Here is a 19,520-nt window from a genome sequence, read left to right as displayed (position 1 = left end):
CTTTTTGTATAGCTCTTTAGAATTATTTTTTGTCAAAAATTATTAACTATTAATTTTTGGTATTCTTGATCTGTAACAATGTCCAAGTTGCTTTCTAGGCGGTCTAGAAACACTATACCATCAAAATGATCGTATTCGTGTTGAAATATACGAGCCACAAAATTAGTTAATAATTGCCTTTGTATTTTGCCGTATCTGTCTGTGTATTCAATTTCTACTGACTCATACCTTGGTACTAAACCCCTGATTCCAGGAATGCTTAAGCAACCTTCCCAATCTTTACTCACAGTACTAGAGTGAGCAATGATCCGGGGATTAATCATAGCTGTGGGTTCCATGTGTGGAGCATGAGGATACCTGGGATTAGGCCGTGACGCCACAATCATGACACGATATGATTGAGCAACCTGAGGAGCAGCAAGGCCTACACCATTAGCTTCACCAACTGTAACTATTAAATCGTCAATCAGCTTCTGAATGGTTTCGTCTTGGAGATTTTCAACTTCAGCTGCTTTTTGACGAAGTATGGTATTACCTAATTGAATGATTGAGAGCATTTCGCTCATTATTTCAAACTCCTAATCTCATCATTAAGAATGATCAGTCATAAAATCTTGATCATTCATAATTTATTCAGTTTGACGCTGAACTGGCAAAGCCGCAGGTCTAACTGCAACTTGCAAATTGCGTCCATCGCGCTGTACTTCTAATTGTAAGGGAGTTCCTATTGTACTGTTTTCTACTAATTTTTGCACTTGTTCGACATCAGTGACAGATTGATTATTAATACTTTGAATCACATCACCTTCTCGAAGTCCTGCATTAGCTGCGGGAGAGCGTGTGATGACATCAATCAATAAAACTCCTTTATCTGCTGTGATATTAATGCCTAATTTACCAATTCTTTCTCTAATTTCGGGTGTTAGCGTCACCATCTGAATACCCAAATAGGGATGGTCTACTTTTCCATTAGCAATTAATTCTTGAGCGATTCTTTGAGCCGTGTTGATGGGAATAGCAAAACCTAATCCTTGAGCGCCACGAATGATGGCGGTGTTCATACCGATGACTTGCCCACGACTATTTAGTAAAGGTCCACCAGAGTTACCAGGATTAATCGCAGCGTCAGTTTGAATATAATCAACACGTTTATCGCTGGCTCCGATCGCACTACCTGAACGTCCCGTAGCACTAATAATACCAGAGGTGACGGTATTGTCTAAACCCAAAGGATTACCAATTGCAATTACTGCTTCTCCTGGCTGCAAACCCTCAGAATTACCCAAAGCAATAGTTGGCAAATTACTAGTGTTAATCGTCACTACAGCAACATCTGTAACCGGGTCTTCCCCTATTACTTGTCCGTCAAAAGTACGACCATCTTTTAATCTTACCGTTACTGTATCAGCACCATTGACGACATGAGAATTGGTCAAAATTTGACCATTGGTACTGATAATAAAACCAGAGCCACTACCCCGCTCGACTCGCTGTCGAGGTTGTGGTTCATCTCCAAAAAATCGCCGGAAAAATGGATCACCGAAGTCATCCGCTCTTGATGATGTAATCGTTCTAGCAGAATCAATGCGAACCACAGCCGGTCCTACCTTCTGCACCACATTTACCACAAAATTAGGATCTCCAGATGATTGCAAAATCGGAGGAGGAGCAGGAGGAGCGCTAATCGGGTTCTGCACTTGAGAATTAGGTGTTTGATTTTTCGGTATATTTACGCTACGATTACAGCCAGTTATGGATATAAATGCTACGCTGACCACAAGCAGTAACCATGTAGAAGGCCTGGAGAGGTGGGAATGCTCTGACGCGGAAAATTTATTTAAAACACCGTCCGCGTCTTGCAAAACGGTGTCTGTGAACTTACTTAACTCAGTATTAAGATTTCTCTGTTGCAAGTTATTCTCTACTTTCTTCATCCGTGCTTATTCCTCCATCTGAATCTGTGAGCCTCCTTGCGGCAATATGGTGATAGGATATTGCCTACCGGGGAAGTCCAAATAATGCAAGACAGTTCAAACATAGATTACAACTTAAAAGCATCTTCCTGGTGTAAAGTGGCTAAATGTTAAATTGGTCTTTGCTTATATTATTGTGACGGTTAGCAGCAAAGGTGGTAGATAATGGCAATTCCCATAGATAGTCTGTGGAGTCAGGTTCTGGAACGCTTGCAGCTAGAACTATCTCGCCCCACCTTTGAAACTTGGATCAAAACTGCTAGCGCTGAAAGATTAGAAAATAACTATTTAGTAATTTGTACTCCTAACCCCTTTGCCCGTAATTGGCTGCAAAAATATTACATTAAGACAATTGCTAATGCTGTTCAGGATATTCTGGGTTATCCTGTAGTAATTTATATTACTGTAGCTCAAGGTGATGATGTGTCTCAGTTTACAGATAAAGAAGCATCTTTATCATTACCACCTCAGAGTAATATTGCTGACAATGCTGTTAAAAATCGCCTGAAGACTACTGAACTCAATCCCAAATATGCCTTTTCACGATTTGTAGTCGGAGCCAATAATCGTATGGCTCATGCTGCTGCTTTGGCGGTTGCTGAATCACCTGGTAGAGAATTTAATCCCTTGTTTTTGTGCGGTGGTGTGGGTTTGGGTAAAACTCATCTTATGCAGGCGATCGGACACTATCGCTTAGAAATTTGCCCAGATTCCAAAATATTCTATGTTTCTACCGAACAGTTCACGAATGATTTAATCACTGCTATTCGCAAAGACAGTATGCAAAGTTTTCGCGAACACTACCGAGCAGCAGATTTGATTTTAGTTGATGATATTCAGTTTATCGAGGGTAAAGAATATACCCAAGAAGAGTTTTTTCATACATTTAATACTTTACATGAAGCTGGCAAACAAGTTGTGATTGCTTCTGATCGCCCTCCTAATCATATTCCTCGGCTGCAAGAACGTCTGAGTTCTCGGTTCGCAATGGGCTTAATTGCTGATATCCAACCGCCAGATTTAGAAACTAGAATGGCTATTTTGCAAAAAAAAGCCGAGTATGAAAATATCAGTCTACCGGAGGATGTAATTGAATATATTGCCTCTAATTACACCTCGAATATTCGAGAATTGGAAGGAGCATTTATTCGAGCGTTGGCATATGTTTCTATTTGGGGTTTATCTATGACGGTAGAAAATATTACTCCAGTATTAGAGCCTCCTACTCAAAAAGTAGAAGCAACCCCGGATACAATTTTGACCATAATTGCCGATGAGTTTAATGTTACCATTGAAGATCTTAAAGGCAACTCACGACGACGAGAAATTAGTTGGTCTCGTCAGATAGGAATGTATCTAATGCGGCAGCACACGGATTTAAGTTTGCCTAGAATCGGAGAGGAATTTGGCGGGAAAGACCACACAACAGTTATGTACAGTTGTGAAAAAATCACTCAATTAAAACAAACAGATAAAAACTTGGCACAAACACTACGTCAACTGAGCGATCGCATTAATCTAACAAGTCGTCCTAAGTAGGGGATCGGGGATCGGTGACAAGGGAAAATTATTTAACAAGTTTCTTCCCAATGACACTTGACCAATGACACTTGACAAACAACTCAAATTATTAAGTAAACTATAAAAAAGTATTAAGAATAAATTAGATTGTGGAAAATTCATAAAGATTCTGTGGAAAACTCATGAAGATTCTGTGGAAAACTTTAATGAGCATAATTACCTTGTGGAAAAATATCCCAACTTTTCCACAAGTTTTCCACAATTTACACACATTTGTGGTTAGTAATTATTAGTTTCCAATAATTTCCAATCCCTATTACCCCCAATCCCCGATCCCCAATCCCCGATCCCCGATCCTTGCCTAAGAGTGCTACCATATCCAAGCACACCAGCTAAGTTTGACCATGAAACTTGTTTGTACTCAAAGCGATCTCAGTACTCACCTCTCACTAACCAGCCGTGCTGTTCCTTCTCGTCCCACTCATCCAGTTCTGGCGAATGTGCTGTTGCAGGCTGATGCTGAAACAAATCAAGTTAGCTTAACAGCGTTTGATTTGAGTTTGGGTATCCGCACTAGTTTCAGTGCTGATGTGGTACAACCAGGAGCGATCGCTTTACCTGCGAAATTACTCAATGATATAGTTTCTCGTTTACCAGAGGGAGAAATTACCCTAGAGGATGAATCATCTCCCACAGTCGAGAACTTACCAGACTATAGCGGTTTAATTGTCACACTCACACCTAAGAGCGGACGTTATCAGGTGCGAGCAATGGGAGGCGAAGAATTTCCAGAATTACCTGTAATTGAAAATGCTCAACCTATGCAGTTCAGTGCTACTACACTAATTGAAGGTTTGCGCGGTTCATTGTTTGCTACTAGTGGAGATGAAACCAAGCAAGTACTGACTGGCGTACATTTGACAATTAAGCAAGATACCCTAGAATTTGCGGCTACCGATGGACATCGCCTCGCAGTGGTAGAAACTACAAATGAGAGTCCAGACGCTAGTAGCAAAGATAGTTTAGAGGTAACAGTACCAGCAAGAGCCTTACGGGAATTAGAGCGGATGTTGGCTCATAGTTCTGAATCTGAAGAACCTGTGGTTTTGTATTTTGATCAAGGTCAAGTTGTATTTGAATGGCAGCATCAACGCTTGACTAGCCGCACTTTAGAAGGGCAGTATCCTGCTTACCATCTACTCATTCCCAAACAATTTCAAAGAGAATTGACATTAGAAAGAAAGCAATTATTAAGTAGTTTAGAACGAATTGCTGTACTCGCAGACCAAAAAAATAATTTGGTGAAAGTCAGCGTTAATGGTGATGCTCAAGAAATAACTTTGTCTGTAGAATCTCAAGATGTGGGTAGTGCAATGGAATCTATGCCAGCCCAGATATCAGGAGAAGATATAGATATAGCTTTTAACATTAAATATTTAATGGAAGGCTTAAAAGCTTTGCCAGCTTCCGAAATTTTAATGCAGATGAATACAAACCTTACCCCAGTAATTTTTACTCCTTTGGGTGGTTTAAAAATGACCTATTTAGCTATGCCTGTACAGTTGCGTAATTGAATATAAATTTGGGATGCTGCCATTTTTTGATTGAGAAGTCTCTAATCAATTGTGCGTACTGATGGATTGGCTGTCAACAAGGCAGTTGCGAGCAGCATGATACCACCTGTAACACTGAAAAGAATTGTCAGATTTAAATCAGCTAAGATCCCAGCTAAAGCGTAGGAAAAAGGAGCAATACCAAAGGAAGAAAGCATTCCCAAACTCATAACTCTTCCTAGCATTTCAGGTGGAGTTTGCTTTTGAATCCAAGTAATTCCTACAACAGTAAAAAACCCACTACATAAACCCAATATAGCGATTGTTATACTAGCCAGTACTATATTTGGGATGAAGCTGAGGAGGAACAGACCAAAACCTTGTATACTAGCAAGACTCAGCATTAAAATTCCCAACTTTGGCAGGTGTTGCAAAAGTTGAGGCATGAGCGTTCCTAACAATCCACCACCACCCCAAGCCGAATTCATTATTCCTAAAGCAACAGCCCCTCCTGGAAAGCGACTATGGGCTAGTGATGTCATACCAACTTGTAACGGACCGATAAAAAGAAAATTTAACATCACTAACACCAACAAAACTGCTTTGAGAGCCGGATTATGCCATGCATAGTTCAGTCCCTCACGGATACTAGCAATTAAACGAACAGCTTTGTTAGTTAAGGTAGGATTTTGAATAGATGAGTCATAGACTTGTTTTGATTTTTCATCCAATGTAGTGTCTGGAATTGTCTTTTCTGTCTTTGACCTCAGACTGCTTTTCATTAGCAAAAGTGTGACGGTTGTAAAAATGAAAGTAACAGCATCAATTGCAAACGCTGTCTCAATATCGCTAGTTGCAATCAGTAAACCACCTAAAGCAGGCCCAATTAATAGAATTAGTTGGGAAGTGCCTTGACTTAAAGTGTTACTTGCTACTAACTGTTCTTTGCTGACAAGACTAGGTATGATTGACTTGGCGGCGGGAATAAAAAAGCCATCCGTGATACCCAAGGCGATCGCAAACAAATAAAGATGCCATAGCTGCGTCAGTTTTAAAGCAACTATTGTTGTTAATAAGATAACCAGTACTGCGCGAAAGGCATTAGAAACAAGCATAACGGAGCGAGGTGAAAAGCGATCGCTCACCACACCACCAATTAGCATTAAAACAGCACGCGGGATCGCTGCTGCCATTAATACTGTACCTAAACTCACACCAGAGTTAGTTAACTGAATTGTCAACCAAGGTAATGCTACTAAATAAAATTGATCGCCAAGCAGCGAAACACTTTCACCAATATATAAAAGTAGAAAATTGCGTACAGTTAACGGTTGCCAAATTGGAATTTTAGAATTTCGCATAATTTGTCATTTGTTATTTGTCATTTGTCTCCCGTATTTCCCTTGTCCCCGATCCGCAATCTCCAATCCCCGATCCCCAATCTCCAATCCCCGATCCCCAATCCCCAATTTCAATTCACGCTCCCCGATCCCCATTTTCAATTCNCCAATCCCCAATCTCCAATCCCCGATCCCCAATCTCCAATCCCCGATCCCCGATCCCCATTTTCAATTCACGCTCCCCGATCCCCATTTTCAATTCACGCGACGTTGATATCCTTGCCAATATTTTTCCCGCAGTTTACCTTTTTGTAATTTACCACTGGGTGTTCTGGGTAAGGATTGGGCAAATTCAACGCTTCGAGGTAATTTAAAATCGGCTATTTTTCCTTTGACAAAACTGATAATATCTAGTGCGGTTGCTTTGATTCCTGGTTTTAAAACGATGATCGCTTTTACTGTTTCGCCAAAATCTTGATCGGGAATTCCAATTACGGCTACTTCGGCTACGGCTGGATGTGCATATAATATATTCTCGATCTCTGCCGGATAAATATTCTCGCCAGCACAGCAAATCATATCTTTAACGCGATCGCAAATATAAATGTAACCTTCGGCGTCAACATAACCTGCATCACCAGTATGAATCCAGCCATCTACTAATGTGTTTGCTGTTGTTTCTGGTAATTGCCAATAACCAATCATGTTGGCAGGGGACTTAATACAAATTTCACCTATTTTACCACATTCTACGTGTTTACAACGAGAATTTAAAATGGCTATCGATACACCAGGAAAGGCTTTACCAGCAGATTTTAGCCTATCGTGATTGCTAGAGGTATGATCATCCGCAGGTAAACATACAGCACAGTTCCCTGTTTCGGTCATACCATAAATTTGCACAAACTTACAGTTAAATGTAGCGATCGCTTGTTTGAGAACTGATTCCGCAATGGGAGAACCACCGTAAACGATATATTCCAATGAGGAAAAATCTGTTTGTTGACAGCTAGGTTCAGATAACAGTACTTGAATCATCGCGGGAACCATACAGGTTTTGGTGATTCGATATTTGGCGATCGCTTCGAGAACCTGAACACTGTCAAAAGTTGCGAGTAAAACATTTTCCGCGCCCGCAGCTAAACCACGAATAGTCCACCATAAACCTCCGATGTGGAAGGAAGGTAAAGTTACCAGACTTTGATCATTTTGATTCCAACCGATCCAGCTTTGATTTTGTTTGGAAAATTCCTTGGCGATCGCAAAGAAACTGTAATGTCCCAACTGTACACCTTTTGGTCGCCCGGTCGTCCCACTAGTATAGATTTGCACAGCAACGTCATCGGGCTGAGTCGTAATTTCAGGCTGAGTTTGACTATTTTGCTGATACCATGTATAATATTTTTCTAGGTTGATGAAAGTTTTGATGTCGTTGAGTTGGTCTTTAATTGATTCAAGCAGTTGATGAAATTCAGAACCAAAAAAAATCACTTCAACCTTAGCATCATTGATAATATAGCTAATTTCCAAAGCAGCCAAACGCCAATTAATCGGTACTAAAACGGCGTTGATTTTAGAGCAAGCTAATAAAATTTCATAACTATGAAGTGAATCTTTTGCTAATAATGCAATTCGCGATCGCGCCTTTACTCCTTGGGCTAAAAGTGCGTTAGCGACACGATTACTTTGTGAATCGAGTTGTAGATAGGTGAGAATATGATCATTGAATCTCAAAGCTTTAGCGTCTGGAAATTTGTGAGCTTGTACAGAGGCTAATTCTGCTAATGTTGAAATTTCATGATTATATATCATTGGTATTTCCCAAAATTTGTCTATTTTTTATCTATTCCCCATCGGGGTTTAAAACCCCATCTTCTATAAGTTGTTTGTTTGAGTTGGGGTTAAATCCTCATCCCAAACCACTCTGTCCCCTGTCCCCTGTTCCCTGTTCCCTTTTATTGCTTAAGTTTGTAGTAAGAGAACTGACGAAAATTCCTAATTCGGCTACAGTTGGATAGTAAAAAAGTGTACTGAGAGGAATATTTGTGCTAAATTTTTGATTGATTTTTGAGATTAATTGTAGTGCTAAAAACGAGTGTCCGCCTAATGCGAAGAAGTTGTCATGGATGCTGATTTGCTGAAGTTGAAATAATTCAGTCCAAATTGCTATTAATAATTCTTCTGCTTGGTTACGAGGAGGAGTAAAAGTTTGTGTTAATTCTGGTTGCGTAGGTTCAGGGATAGGTAGCGCTTGACGATCCACTTTACCATTTGCTGTGAGCGGGAAAGATGCTAAAAAGATAAAAGTAGAGGGGATCATGTATGTTGGTAATTTGGTTTGGAGAAAAGAACGTACTTCTTTAGTGGTGATGTTTGGCTCTGGTTGTGGAATAATATAAGCGACTAGCTGTTGTGTTTCTCTGACTGTGGTGACTACAACTTCTTTGATGGTGGGATGCTGTTTTAATATCGCTTCAATTTCACCGAGTTCAATGCGATAACCGTTGATTTTGACTTGAAAATCTTCTCTTCCTAAAAATTCAATATTTCCATCGGGTAAATAGCGTCCCAAGTCACCTGTTTTATATAATTTTTCTTTGGTGTCGGGATGAGTAATGAAGCTAGAGTTTGTTTTTTCTTCGTCTTTACAGTAACCTTTTGCTAGTCCGATACCGCCAATATATAATTCTCCTGTCACCCAAACAGGACATATTTTCATAGATTTATTTAATGCATAAATATATTGATTTTTTAATGGTTTTCCGTAGGGAATACTTTTCCAGTTGGGGTCAATTTGGGTAATTGGATAATAAATTGACCAGATGGAAGCTTCCGTTGCTCCTCCTAAACTAATGATTTCGACTTCTGGGGATAATGCTTGTATCTGAGTGGGTAAATTCAGGGGTATCCAATCACCACTCAATAAAACTAACCTAAGAGTATTAAATAGAACTTGAGGTTGATTTGAGTTATACTCAATTAACATCTGCATGAAAGCAGGAACGGAGTTCCAAATTGTGATTTGATGTTTGGTAATTAAGTCGCTCCAATGAGATGGATCTTTGCTGTTTATAGGATCAGGAATGACTATTGTTCCTCCAGCTGCTAAGATGCCGAAGATGTCGTAAACACAGAGATCGAAACTGAGAGCAGAAATTGCTAAGATGCGATCGCTTGAATTGATACCAAAGCGTTCGTTAATATCTAAAATTGTGTTGACTGCACTTTGATGAGTAATCATCACACCTTTAGGTGTTCCTGTAGAACCAGAGGTGTAGATGATATAAGCTAAGTCTGTGGGTTTTGGGATTTGCTTTAATGGTGGATAAGACGGTAAAGGTTGTAGAGAATCTATACACAGAATTGGGATATTCTCTGGATATTCCAGGCTATGAATAAGGCGAGTTTCAGTCAGTACCAGTTTGACTTCTGCTTGTTGTAAATAATACCATATACGTTCCTTTGGTAGTTCCGGATCAATGGGGACATAGATCGCACCAGCAGCAAGGATACCCAAAGCAGCGACAACCTGTTTCCAACCTTTTTCCATAATAATGGCGATCGCCACCTGAGAACGATCGCCTAGTTTTTGCGCTAATTCAGTGACGCGATCGCTTAACTCTTGATAGGTGAGAATGCGATCGCTGCTAATTACAGCTTGTTGTTGTGGACGTTGGGATACTTGTTCAAAAAACAAAGTATGGAGTAAAGCTGTTTGCGGGATTGGTGTATGAGGATGAATTGGGATTGGTGGTAATAATTCTATGGGTTCTGTCCACAATTTATCTTCTTCGGCTAAACGCTCCAATAAATTGCAGTAAACTGTAAACATTTCATCCAACATCCCAATAGGGAAGAGTGCTTCTACCGCATCCCAGTTAAAAATTAGGGTTCCATGTTGTTCTGTAACTTGATGTTCTAGGGAAACTTGGGGGGTTTGGCTAATACCATACACCACCTCTCCCAAAAAGTTATATTCTAAATCTCTCTGAGTAAAAGAACCCAAACCTAAAACACTACTAAATACTATAGGCATAGCTGCGGTCAATTCTGTTTGCTTTTGACTGAGCAATTTCCGCAGTACTTCTACTCCACTAATATAGATATGATCTAAGTCTTGTAGTAATTGTTGCTGTATTTTTAAAGCTAGATCTGTAAATGTGTTTGGGGATGAATTGTCTATTGCTAAGAGATTTGTATTGGTAAAATCTCCAATAATTTGATTGATCTGAGGATGGAGGGGTAGACGTTCGAGTACAGTTAAATTGAGAGTAAAGTGAGGATGTTTACTCCACAAAGTTAAAATTTCTGCAAAAGCGGTCAGTAAGATTATAGAAGGAGTTAAACCTGCTTTTTGACCTCGCTGTTTTAATTTTTGCCATATATGGGGTTCCAGTTTTCCAGCACGGCGTTTGAATGTATACTCTTTTAATTCACTAGGAAAACAAGCTAGGGGTAATTCCGGTGCTGGTGGTAAGGTATCTAAACGATTAAACCAGTAAGTTTGCGATCGCTTGACTAATTCTGAGTTTTGGAGAGAATTTTTTGTAATCACATAATCTCGAAATGATAATTCTAATGGTGGTAATGATAATTCGGGATTTTGATAAAGTTGATTCCATTCGTGAAATAAAATCCGAATACTTGCAGCATCTATCAACAATAAATCCATGCTGATATGGAGTCTGATTTGTTGTTTGTTTAAATAAGTGGCTCGAATTTCAACCCAAGGCCATTGGTGTGAAGGGAAGTTTTTTTGAGATAATTGTTCGCGAATTGCTGTTAATTCTGTTTCGATTTTTTGAGTTTCAAATTCTCGCAAGTCTAAGATGGTAATTTGATAATCTGGAACTTTTTCTAAAATTTGTTGCTCTCCTGTGGGTAATACTATCGCCCGTAGCATATCATGACGTTGAATGAGTTTTTGCCAAGCTGCTGTAAGGCGTGATATTTCTAAATTACTAGTTTCAAATTCTATATAAACATGGTTGCTGACATGGCTTAATTCAAATACTTTGTTGCGTCCTAACCAATGTGCTTGTTGGATGTCGGTGAGTGGAAATGGTTGGTGATGTTGCTGAGAATTTGGTTTGATGATTGGTAAGGAAGTTGTTTTTGTATTGTTGAGATTTAGTAGTTTGATAATTTCTTGTTTATGTTCTTTGAGGGAATGGCGTAGTTCTGGTGTTAAGACTCCTTTTGGTGCTTCGATGTTTAAGAGGTCGTTTTCTAACCAGAGTTTGATTCCTCGTTTTTGGAGTTCGGTTAAAAGTTGGTTTCTGTTCATAATTTTTTTGTTTTATTGAACCGCCAAGACACTAAGGGTTTGTAGTGGCGTGTCTATCTTTAAATAGTGTATTGATAAACCGCAGAGGCGCAGAGAACGCAGAGATATAAGAGAAATTTATTGCAACATTTTAGCCTTGACACGCTAGTAGTAGAGTGTGCTTAGGTTCTATAACAAATACCGATGCACACGAATAATATATTCAGATTTGGATTATTTCTTTGTCGTCGTCTTGTTCTGTGGGTAAGGGTTTTTGTGTGATTTTGGCTATGATTTGTTGTTCGTCAATTGCTAATGCTAGTTGTTGAATGTTGGTTGTTTCGACTAATAGTTGACGCATGGAAATGTTGATTTGGAGTTGAGTTTGTAAGTGATTTTTCAATTGCACGAGTTTGAGTGAGTCTATTCCCAATTCAAAGAAGTTATTATGTATTCCGACTGCTTCGGTTTGCAGGAGTTTTTGCAGGAATTCGGCTATTGTTTTTTCGATTTCGGTTTGCGGGGGTACTAAGGTTGCTGATTTGGATGTTGTGAGGTTGGGAGTTGGTAAAGCTTTTCGATCTATTTTTCCGTTGGGGGTTAGGGGTAAGGTGTCAATGAGAATATATTCAGCAGGTATCATGTATTGTGGAAGTTTTTGCTGTAGATATTCTCGTAGTTGGGTAGAATTTGATTTGGCAGTTTGGGTGTTTTTAAGTAATGACCATTGCTGAGAATCAGTTGGATCTATTTTTCCACCGATAAAGCTATAAAGGAGAATCTGATTTGCTTCTAATTTAAATAAATCTTGAATTTGGGGAAATTCTAGATAACCAAGGGGACAGAGTCCGATTTGTTGGGTTGGTGCGCTGTTCATGAGTAATTGACCGATGTGTCCTGCTTCTAAAAGACAGAAGTTTTTGGCGAGTTCTCCATACATCGGTGCGATCGCACTCAGTTTCCCAATCAAATATATTGCAAAAGCAGATTGTTCAAAAAGTGGTTGGTTCTCACGGTAAGCGCTGCTGTCTATTTCGTTGGTGCTGTGGAGTAAGATTAAACGGTGGTCGCTGGGATGATAATAATATATTCCTGCTGGAAGGGTTTCGATGCGGTTGGGTTTGATGAATAAGTAAGTTTGTACGGGATAAAGACTTCCAGCAGAAGGATAGCGATATTTGGGAATGGGATAATCACCGAGTTGGATTTGCTGGAGACAGTTGAGAAATTTGCTAAATTGTTCTAAGGAAATCTGTTGGGGTAGAAATTGTCGGTAACTTTGGCGTTCTAGATAAGGTGTTTGGTCAAATTCCGGTTTCGGTAAGTGAATAGTGATTTGAGATGATTCTGATTTGCGGATTCCTGGTTGCTGAAGTTTAAATTCGATGCGTTCTCCAGGATCGCTCAATACTCCTTCCTGTTGAGGTGGTTGGTAAGCTTCCCCTAGATTGGGAGTTGGTGTAATGTTGCGTTCGCTCACAATATAAGCGATTAGTTGTTGTGTTTGTTCGACTGTGGTGACTATTGCTTCTTTGATGGTGGGATGCTGTTTTAATGTTGCTTCAATTTCACCGAGTTCAATGCGATAACCGTTGATTTTGACTTGAAAATCTTCTCTTCCTAAAAATTCTATGTTCCCATCGGGTAAATAGCGTCCCAAGTCACCTGTTTTATATAATTTTTCTTTGGTGTCGGGATGAGTAATAAAGGTAGCGTTTGTTTTTTCTTGGTCGTTCCAGTAACCTTTTGCTAAACCGATTCCTCCTATATATAGTTGTCCTGTCACCCAAACAGGAGTTGGCTGCAAATTATGATTTAATATATAAACTTTTTGATGATCAAGTGGTTTTCCGTAGGGAATACTTTTCCAGTTGGGGTGAATTTGGGTAATTGGATAGTAAATTGACCAGATGGAAGCTTCTGTTGCTCCTCCCAAACTCACGATTTGGACATTTGACCACAATGTTTGGATTTGTTTTGGTAAATTTAGAGGTAGCCAATCTCCACTCAACAAAGCTAAACGTAGAGATGATGTTTGTTGTGGTTGGTTGGCAAGATATTCTACCAATATTTGCATCAAAGCTGGAACTGAGTTCCACAGGGTAACTTGCTCTGATTTGATTAAGTCTAACCAATGTGCGGGATCTTTAGTTTTATTTGGGGACGGGATAACAATAGTTCCACCCGCCGCTAACATACCGAAGATGTCGTAGACTGAGAGATCAAAGTTTAATGCTGATAACGCTAAGATGCGATCGCTTGATTTAATTCCAAAGCGTCGGTTGATATCCAAGATTGTATTTACCGCACCCCGATGATCGATCATTACCCCTTTGGGTAAACCTGTGGAACCGGAAGTGTAGATGATGTAAGCTAAATCATCGGGAGTTTGGACTAGTTTTATATCTGACCAATCTCCTGTGAGTTGACTTTCCACACATACTTGTTGAACACCTAATGGCAAAGATCGGTGAAGATGGGGTTGAGTGACAATTAATTTAACTTGTCCTTGGGTGAGTAAATACGATTGTCGTTCTGCTGGTAATTCGGGATCGATGGGAAGATAAGCCGCACCGGAGATTAAAATTCCTAGTACAGCGACAATTTGCTCCCAACCTTTTTCCATGATGATCGCGATCGCATTGTTGGTGGTAGCTCCCAATTCTTGCAGTTGAGATGCTAATTGTACAGCGCGTTGGTATAATTCCTGGTAAGTTAGGGTATGCTCTGGGGTAATAACTGCTGGGGAATTGGCTTGGATTTGCACTTGCTTGATAAACAAACTGTGCAAAGTTTCTTCAGAAATTGGTGCGGTGGGATGATTTGCAATTGTGGGTTTTCGTAATTGTCGCTGGTCGCTCCAAACAGCATCTGAGGTAACTAGTCGTTGGAGCAAATCGCAGTAAGCAGCAAACATATCATCGAGCAAACCTGCGGGGAAAAGTTCTTCAACCGCATCCCAGTTAAATATTAAAGTTCCGTTTTGCTCTCTAACTTGATGATCTAACCAAACTTGCGGGGTTTGACTGATACTATAAACGATCTCGCCTAACTGATTTAATATTGATGTATTCTGACCAAGTGATTCTAAACCCAGGGTACTAGTAAATACCACCGGCATCAATTGGTAACTTTCGCGTTGACGACTAAGTTCTCGCTGTACCTGCAAACCACTGATATAACCGTGATCTAAATCTTGCCATAGTTGTTGCTGTAATTGTTGAGCGCGGTTGCGAAAGCTTTGAGGAACTGAGTGATTAACTTCCAAAAGTGTCAAAGAGGTGAAGTCTCCGACAATCTCATTGACTTGGGGATGTAAAGGTAAACGCTTAAATAGTGTGAGATTAATAATAAACTGGGGACTTTTGCTCCATTGACTCAGGATTTCTGCAAAAGCAGCCAGTAAAACTCCAGAAGGAGTTAAGTTAAATTGGTGAGCGCGGTTTTGTAATTTTCGCCATTGTTCTGAAGACAGTTGCGAACTGCGACGTTGAAACCGAGGATTGGCGATCGCATTCGGATTTTTTGCTAGGGGTAATTCTGGTGCTGGTGGTAAGCTATCTAGTCGGTTAAACCAATATTCTTGAGAACGTTGATATTGGGATGTATTTTCTAAAGTTAATTCCGCAAGCGCATAATCGCGGAAGGAAAGTTCTAAGGGTGGTAATCCAAATTCAGAATTACTATATATATATAGATGTGACCACTCCCGCATCAGGACAAACAAACTCCAAGCATCACCAATCAAAGCATCAAAACTGAGGTGGAGTCTGGTACGCTGTTCATCTATAGGTGTAGCTCGAATTCTAAATAAAGGCCATTGATCCGCAGGTAAGATTTCATGGGACATCTGCTCACGCATCATGTCTAAATCTTGCAAATCCAAAACTTCTATTTCATAGGCAGGTACTGTTGGCAGAATTTGCTGTTGACCATCTGGTAAAATGACTGCGCGGAGCATATCGTGACGCAAGATCAGTTTTTGCCAAGCTTGATTCAACTTTGTTAAATTTAAGCGATCGCAATCTAGTTCTAAATAACCATGAGCAGCAATATTCCCCAATTCAAAAGCTTCATTGCGTCCTAACCAATAAGCTTGTTGAATGTCGGTGAGGGGAAAAGGTTGATAGCGCTGTTCTGGATCTGGGACAATTGTTGGTAAATCAACTAAAGATTCTGTTTTTGTGAAAGATGTAAGTGCTGCACTCAATCCAGCAACTGTGGGAGATTCTAACAAACAGCGTAGCGGTAACTCAATATTTAAGGTTTGTTGTAATCGAGAAATAACTTGAGTCGCAAGTAGGGAATGTCCCCCCAATTCAAAAAAATTATCGTGAATGCCTACTTGTTTGAGTCCCAAAACAACAGCGATAATATTAGCGATCGCTTCTTCGGTTGCTGTGCGCGGTGGAACAAAGTCTATTTCTCGATTCTGTTCTGGATCTGGAATTGGTAAAGCACGTCGATCTACTTTACCGTTGGGTGTTAAAGGTAAAGTTTCCAAGATGGCGATCGCAGACGGAATCATATAATCAGGTAACTTCTGTTTGAGAAAGTTACCCAATTCACTAGTTGTTAAGGACTGCTTTTGAGAAACAACATATGCAACGATAGATTTATTCTCGGTTTGCAGTTCTCGAACCATCACCACTGCTGCTTGTACTTGCGGATGACTACTCAGAACTGCTTCAATTTCTCCCAGTTCAATTCGGAAACCCCGAATCTTCACTTGATCATCAATTCGACCGAGCAATTCAATATTACCGTCAGGAAGATAACGCGCTAAATCTCCTGTTTTGTACAAAATAGGGGAGTGCGGGTAGAAGGAATTAGGGATAAATTTCTCTTTGGTTAAATCGGGACGATTTAAATAACCTTGAGCTAAACCAGCACCAGCAATATATAGTTCACCCGCAACCCCAATCGGAACTAATTGCAGATACTGATCTAAGATATAAACTTGCGTGTTTGCAAATGGACGACCAATCGGAACCAATCCATTTCTTTCAAAAGATCGCACTGATAAATCCCCAATCCCCAATTCAAAATACGTGCTATCAATACACGCTTCCGTTACCCCATAGGAATTAATCAAACGTGTCTGCTCGTGACAAAAACGCTGAAACTCTTGATATTCTTTGATGTACAAGCTATCTGAACCGACTACCAACAACCTCATGAAGTGAAGATTTTGCTGAGTTCTTTCCAAATACTGAATCAAGTTTCTCAACACAGCGGGAACAAACTCCGCGCTATCAATCTTCTCCACCAACATCAGTTTATACAACTTTTCTGGTTCCAACAGCCACTCACGCGGACATAAAACCAACTTAGCGCTACTACAAAGAGCGCGAATTACATCCCCGGAAAACACATCAAAAGCAAAACTCGCCATTTGCAAATGACTTGTCAGAGACTGGAGTTGATAAGCTTTTTCCCAAGCATGAAATGCATTTACCAAACTGCGATGAGCGATCGCCACTCCCTTAGATTTCCCTGTGGAACCTGATGTGTAAATCACGTAAGCTAAATCTTGTGATGTCGCATCACTCACCAGGTTCGCTTCACTTTCCTGGGAAATCTCTTTCCAATCTCGATCTAAACAAACTACAGTTAAATCCTCTACTGGTAAACTCGCTACTAATGTTTGTTGAGTCAGCAATACTGATACTTGGGAATCACCCAGCATGAACCTCAAGCGTTCTTGAGGATACGCAGGATCTAAAGGTAGATAAGCTCCACCCGCTTTGAGAACTCCCAATAATGCAACTATCATTTCTAGGGAACGTTCCACACAAATTCCCACAAGCTGGTTTTGACCTATTCCCAAAAAACGCAGGTAGTGTGCGAGTTGGTTCGCTTTGCTGTTTAATTCTTGATAGGTAATTTGTAAAGACGTTTCATGGAACGTCTCTACATTTGGAAATACCACCGCAATAGCGTTTGGTGTCTTGTTCACACAGTTCTCAAACAACTGATGAATAACTCGATCTTGGGGATACTCAACTTGGTTGTTGTTCCACTTCCAGAGCAAATCATTTTCTTCAGCTTCCGTTAGCAGAGGTAATGAACCAATTTGCTGTTCTGGGTGAGCAATAATCCCTGCGAGCAAAGTCTGAAAATGACTCGCTATCCTGGTAATTGTCGCCTGTTCAAATAAATCGGTGTTGTACCTGAAGATACCAAGTAATGATTCAGTTGTCTCCATCATATCGAAGACAAGATCATTCTGTCCTTCTTGCTGGGGAATCACAAAAGGTTCGAGAGTTAACCCACCCCAATCTTCTCGAATTTGAGTTTGATTCAATACAGATAATTCATAGTCTTTAGCAATTTCACTGAGCTTTAACAAGTTAAAGGAAACTCGAAAAAGACCTGGAAGACTCGGATCGCGGTTGAGTTGCGATCGCTCTATTAATAAAGTAGAGGGATAATCTTGATGAGCTAGAGCATCCAATACAGTTTGGCGGACTTGAGTTAAAAGCTGAGAAAATGTCGGATTTCCAGCCAAATTTACCCGTAAAGCCAACATATTGACAAACAACCCCACAGTTTCGGCAAATTCCGGCTGACTTCTACCCTCAACAGGCGCACCCACGATTATATCTTCCTGACCTGACAAGCGGTAAAGCAACACTTGAAATGCTGTTAACAAAGTCATATAAAGGGTTGCTCCTTGAACTTTCGCCATTTCTCGAAGCTCAGAAATCAACTGTTGATTTAATTCAAAAGTATGGGAAGCTCCCCGATAGCTCTGAATTGGTGGTCGTGGTCGATCAGTTGGTAATTTTAATATTGGTAACTCACCCGCTAATTGTTGGCGCCAGTAATTCCACAGTTCATCGCCCACAGAACTTGCTAAAATATTTCTTTGCCACTGTACGAAGTCTAGATATTGGTACTTAATAGCAGGTAAGGATACGACTCGACCCGTATTTTCCGCTTCGTAGAGCAGACGCAACTCATCAAGAAGAATTCCAAAAGAAAAACCATCAACAACAATGTGATGTATCGTCAGTAAAATTAGATAATTTTGTTCAGAGCAAATAAAGAGATTTACCCGCAATAAAGGACCTTGTTCCAAATCGAAGGGACGCTGATATGTTGCGATGACTTTACTCGTCAACTCATCTTCATTCCAAGCTGAAGCGTCGGTGTTCTCGAAACAAACTTCTTGGTATTCATGAACCTGTTGAAAAGGTTCACCATCTTTTTGTCCAAATGTCGTTCGTAGAGTCGGATGACGAGCAATCAACTTCTCAAACGCTCGTTGTAAAGCTGGAATATTTAAATAAGAGCGGATGCGAGCTGTAAAAGCAATATTATAAGCTGCACTTGTGGGTGCAAGTTTATATAAAAACCATAAACCTTGCTGACCGTAAGTAAGAGGATAAGATTTAGAAGAGTAAACACCTTGGCGCAGCAAATCGATAATTTCTGCTTTGTACTGCTTAATTTGATTTAAAACTGTGGAAGTTAATACTTCTTTGGGACCGCGATAACGCAGTTTATGATCTTCAATCCACAATTCTATATTTTGCTGTGAGAGGTGCGTGAGAAACTCAACTAAATTCATAATTCTCCTTCCAACCACTCATCATCCTTTTCTATTTTCGAGTCAGCATTTTCGCTCAATTCATTTACTAATATTGCTAGATTTGCAACACTAGTATCTTCTAGAAATTTTACCGCCGGAACATCTACTTCCAACTCTTTTCTAAACTTATTTCTCAGCTTTACAGCAATCAGTGAATCAAGTCCCAAATAATTCAAAGACATCTCAACATCTAATTGAGAGGCGCTGATTCCAATTGCTTTAGCTATTTCTTCTTGAATATAAGTTGTGAAAAATGCAATTTTAGACATG

The 19,520-nt window shown here is 40.0% G+C and carries 9 protein-coding genes; 2 read left to right on the top strand and 7 right to left on the bottom strand.

Annotation, left to right across the window (positions count from 1 at the left end; genetic code table 11):
- Nucleotides 1-32: 32 nt before the first annotated feature.
- Entirely contained in the window at nt 33-566 is a 534-nt protein-coding gene (gene def / locus B4U84_RS07400; protein WP_131116561.1) for a peptide deformylase, read from the bottom strand.
- A gap of 63 nt (nt 567-629) precedes the next feature.
- Nucleotides 630-1,934, bottom strand: a complete 1,305-nt coding sequence (locus tag B4U84_RS07395; RefSeq protein ID WP_131116558.1) for an HhoA/HhoB/HtrA family serine endopeptidase — start codon at nt 1,932-1,934, stop codon at nt 630-632.
- A 204-nt stretch (nt 1,935-2,138) separates the two neighbouring features.
- Here B4U84_RS07395 and dnaA point away from each other — a divergent pair, with 204 nt between their 5' ends.
- Nucleotides 2,139-3,512 (top strand): chromosomal replication initiator protein DnaA, encoded by a 1,374-nt coding sequence (dnaA, locus tag B4U84_RS07390; RefSeq protein WP_017308933.1) that lies wholly within the window; start codon nt 2,139-2,141, stop codon nt 3,510-3,512.
- 386 nt (nt 3,513-3,898) lie between these two features.
- On the top strand, nt 3,899-5,068 hold the full coding sequence (gene dnaN / locus B4U84_RS07385) for a DNA polymerase III subunit beta (protein ID WP_131116556.1): 1,170 nt from the start codon (nt 3,899-3,901) through the stop codon (nt 5,066-5,068).
- Between the two features lie 41 nt (nt 5,069-5,109).
- Here dnaN and B4U84_RS07380 read toward each other — a convergent pair whose 3' ends face one another.
- The 5 genes from B4U84_RS07380 to B4U84_RS07360 form a co-directional block, all read right to left on the bottom strand.
- Nucleotides 5,110-6,408, bottom strand: coding sequence for an MFS transporter (locus B4U84_RS07380; RefSeq protein ID WP_131116553.1), 1,299 nt, complete (start codon nt 6,406-6,408; stop codon nt 5,110-5,112).
- A gap of 234 nt (nt 6,409-6,642) precedes the next feature.
- Nucleotides 6,643-8,199 carry a long-chain-fatty-acid--CoA ligase gene (locus B4U84_RS07375; protein WP_131116550.1) on the bottom strand — a complete coding sequence of 519 codons (1,557 nt, stop codon included), beginning with the start codon at nt 8,197-8,199 and terminating at the stop codon, nt 6,643-6,645.
- Between the two features lie 97 nt (nt 8,200-8,296).
- The gene (locus tag B4U84_RS07370; protein WP_131116547.1) at nt 8,297-11,674 is read right to left on the bottom strand and encodes a non-ribosomal peptide synthetase; all 3,378 of its coding nucleotides are present in this window, start codon (nt 11,672-11,674) and stop codon (nt 8,297-8,299) included.
- A gap of 202 nt (nt 11,675-11,876) precedes the next feature.
- The gene (locus B4U84_RS07365) at nt 11,877-19,229 is read right to left on the bottom strand and encodes a non-ribosomal peptide synthetase (RefSeq protein ID WP_131116544.1); all 7,353 of its coding nucleotides are present in this window, start codon (nt 19,227-19,229) and stop codon (nt 11,877-11,879) included.
- A complete protein-coding gene (locus tag B4U84_RS07360) occupies nt 19,226-19,519 on the bottom strand; it encodes an acyl carrier protein (protein ID WP_131116541.1) in 294 nt (97 codons plus the stop codon). The genes B4U84_RS07365 and B4U84_RS07360 overlap by 4 nt, the downstream gene beginning before the upstream one ends.
- Nucleotide 19,520: the final 1 nt, after the last annotated feature.

Source organism: Westiellopsis prolifica IICB1, assembly GCF_004323185.1.
GTDB classification, from domain to species: Bacteria; Cyanobacteriota; Cyanobacteriia; order Cyanobacteriales; family Nostocaceae; genus Pelatocladus; species Pelatocladus prolificus_A.
Note: the sequence above shows the minus strand (reverse complement) of the source record. Positions and strands in the feature narration are given on the sequence as shown.

Excerpts from the sequence above, each read along its gene's own strand:
- def (WP_131116561.1), bottom strand. The coding sequence starts at position 566 with ATGAGCGAAATGCTCTCAATCATTCAATTAGGTAATACCATACTTCGT.
- B4U84_RS07395 (WP_131116558.1), bottom strand. The coding sequence starts at position 1,934 with ATGAAGAAAGTAGAGAATAACTTGCAACAGAGAAATCTTAATACTGAG.
- dnaA (WP_017308933.1), top strand. The coding sequence starts at position 2,139 with ATGGCAATTCCCATAGATAGTCTGTGGAGTCAGGTTCTGGAACGCTTG.
- dnaN (WP_131116556.1), top strand. The coding sequence starts at position 3,899 with ATGAAACTTGTTTGTACTCAAAGCGATCTCAGTACTCACCTCTCACTA.
- B4U84_RS07380 (WP_131116553.1), bottom strand. The coding sequence starts at position 6,408 with ATGCGAAATTCTAAAATTCCAATTTGGCAACCGTTAACTGTACGCAAT.
- B4U84_RS07375 (WP_131116550.1), bottom strand. The coding sequence starts at position 8,199 with ATGATATATAATCATGAAATTTCAACATTAGCAGAATTAGCCTCTGTA.
- B4U84_RS07370 (WP_131116547.1), bottom strand. The coding sequence starts at position 11,674 with ATGAACAGAAACCAACTTTTAACCGAACTCCAAAAACGAGGAATCAAA.
- B4U84_RS07365 (WP_131116544.1), bottom strand. The coding sequence starts at position 19,229 with ATGAATTTAGTTGAGTTTCTCACGCACCTCTCACAGCAAAATATAGAA.
- B4U84_RS07360 (WP_131116541.1), bottom strand. The coding sequence starts at position 19,519 with ATGTCTAAAATTGCATTTTTCACAACTTATATTCAAGAAGAAATAGCT.